Annotated in this window: 2 protein-coding genes; both read right to left on the reverse strand. The window is 69.7% G+C overall.

Annotated features, from left to right (window positions below):
- Window positions 1-120: 120 nt before the first annotated feature.
- A complete protein-coding gene (efeO, locus tag MXD58_RS28280) occupies window positions 121-1,278 on the reverse strand; it encodes an iron uptake system protein EfeO (RefSeq protein WP_250611213.1) in 1,158 nt (385 codons plus the stop codon).
- A 127-nt stretch (window positions 1,279-1,405) separates the two neighbouring features.
- Window positions 1,406-2,266: an iron uptake transporter permease EfeU gene (gene efeU / locus MXD58_RS28285; protein ID WP_250611215.1), complete on the reverse strand. Its 861-nt coding sequence runs from the start codon at window positions 2,264-2,266 to the stop codon at window positions 1,406-1,408.
- Window positions 2,267-2,737: the final 471 nt, after the last annotated feature.

Genomic DNA, 2,737 nt, shown 5'->3' on the forward strand with positions numbered 1-2,737 from the left:
GGGCGGCCCGCGCCCCCCCCGCGGCCGGGGCCCGGGGGACACCCCCCGGGCCCCCGGCCGTCCCACCTGCGCTTTCCCAACCGTGCTGGTGCTGCTCCGCCTAGCTGACGACGATCCCCGCTAGCTGACGACGATCCCCGCGACCTGGGACAGCGGCTCGGCGAGCGCGTCCACCGCCTGCGACAGGGCCCGCCGCTGGTCCTGCGTCACAGTGTCGTAGCTGACGTAGCCGGTGCCCTTCTTGTACGGCTCCAGCGCCTTGTACATGGCGGTGAACCGGGTGCGGACCTTCGTCGCGAGCGTCGGGTCCAGCGACTTCAGCGCCGGCTCCAGCAGCGTGAAGGCCTTGTCGGCGCCGTCGACGTTGCCCTGAATGTCGACCAGGTCGAGCTTGCTGTAGCGCTCCTCCTCGCCGGTGATCTTCGACTGGCCGACCTCGTTGAGCAGCTCGGTCGCGCCGTTGGCGATCTGCGCCGGCTGGAAGGTCGTCTTCGCGACGAGAGTGTTGAGCTTGCCGACGTCGGTGTTCAGCTGGTCGGCGATCGTCCCGGTGCCGTCCAGCGACCTGTCTGCGAAGATTGCCTTCTCCAGGCGGTGGAAACCGGTCCAGGTCGCCGGGTCGGGCGCGTCGTCGGCGCGGGCGTCGATCGCCGGGTCGAGATCCCCGAACGACTCGGCGACCGGCTCGATGCGCTCGTAGTTCAGCCGCGGCGCCGCGTACAGCTTCGAGGCCTGGTCCAGGTCACCCGCCTTGACCGCGGCGACGAACGTTCCGGTGTTGGTGACCAGCTCCGCGACCTGCGCGCGGACGTAGGTGGCGTAGCCGGTGGTCGCGGTCTTCAGCGCCGTGGTGACCTCGGGGCCGAACGTGGCGGCGGCGGTGCCGGCGGCCGCGGCGGTCACGGTGAAGTCCACCCTCTCCGGGCCGGACCCGCCGGGGCAGTACAGCTGGTACTTGCCTTCCTTGACGTTGAGAGAGAACGTCCCGGACAGGCCGGGGGCGATGTTCTCCTTCTCGCCGAGGATGGTGTCGCCGTCCATCAGCTCGGCCTCGGTGACCGCGCCGGCATCCTTGTTCACGATCTTGAAGGTGGTCGGGCCGGCCGCGATGCTCGACGTGTCCGGCGAACAGCCCTTACCCGTCAGCGTGACGGTGACGGTCTGCTTCCCGGCCGTACCCGAACCGCTGGAGCCGCCCGTATCACTTCCCCCGCAGGCGACGGCGCCCGTCGCGATCACAACTGCTATGGCGCTGTACGCGACTGGTGCGCGACGCACGTGTTGCCCCCACTTGGTCGTTTGCTGTCGTGAGACGTTTGCTGTCGTGAGACGTTCCGGCCGGCATCGTTCGCCGGCGCGGCCCGGCGGGCGTTGGAACCCGCCGATGCTGAGGGTCGTCGCGGGCTCAGGTCCCCGCGGGTGCGGCGGACGCGGCCGGCTCGGGGGACGGCTGCCTCGGTGGGCTGCGCCGGGCCGGCCAGAGCACATAGGCGACCAGCGGCACCAGGTAGACGACCCAGACGACTACTTCGGCAACCACCGGGCGCGGCTGCAGGCCCAGCACGCCGGTCAGCACGCTGGCCAGCGGCGTACCGGGGCGGACCAGCCAGGACAGGTCGAACGTCCGCTGCTGGCCGGCGTTGAGCCAGCCGGCCTCGTGACCGGTGTGCGCCGCGGTCGCCAGCAGTCCGGCGGCGATCACGACCAGGACGAGCCCGGTGACGCGGAAGAAGCGCGAGAGGTTGATGCGCACCCCGCCGCGGTAGATGGCGACGCCGACGATCACCGCGACCAGCACACCGATCAGCGCGCCACCGCCGGCGGACGCGGGGGAGCTCGCCGCGTTGAACGCGGCGATCAGGAACACCGCCGTCTCGAAGCCTTCCCGCAGCACGGCCAGGAAGGCCATCAGGACCAGGGCACGCGTCGAGCCGGTCTCCAGCGCGGATGCGGTGGCCGTCTCCAACGATCCCTTGAGATCGCGGGAGTGGCGGCGCATCCACACCACCATGTAGGTGACCATCCCGACGGCGATGAGCCCGATGACGGTCTCCAGGCCCTCCTGCTGGCGCTGGGGGAGCTCGCGGTCGAGCACCTGCAGCGCGATGCCGAGGCCAAGGCAGAGCAGTACCGCCAGACCCACGCCGAGCCACACCTGCCGCAGGGCGTCGGTTCGGCCCCGCTGCCGGAGGAAGGCGGCCACGATCCCGACGATCAATGACGCTTCCAGGCCCTCGCGAAGGCCGATCACAAAAGTTGGAAGCAAGCTGGCCTCCGTCCGTCTACGTCCGCAGGTTCGGCGGGCTGATCTAGATCGTCGATGATCTGCGGTTAACCTCAGCTAAGTTAGGGCAACCTAATGGCATTGGCAAGGAATTGCCGACAAACCCGTGTGTGGCGCCGCTGACGGTGGTCATCAGACGCCGGAGCGAGACAGTGACGCTGGTAGCGGGGCGGGCGACGGCTCCGGATGACCCCGCGTAACCCACCCGGGATGGATTCGGGAATGCTTCCCGCGGGTCGAGGCGAACGACCTGGGACGGCTGTCGCGGCGCACCGTAACGCCGGTCACTTCTGGTAGTCGAGTGAACCGGCGCCGTGTTTCTGGAAGCAGATATCCCGCCGAGCTAACCCCACCAAGCCAATGGGAAAGTCGGTTTTCCCGGTCGGGGTCCCGGACGGTCGCGGTTGGCCGGGGAGTCAGGGCCGCCGGCTGGTCGAACGGACACGCCCGCCG

This window comes from Frankia sp. AgKG'84/4, from assembly GCF_023242965.2.
Classification (GTDB): Bacteria; Actinomycetota; Actinomycetes; order Frankiales; family Frankiaceae; genus Frankia.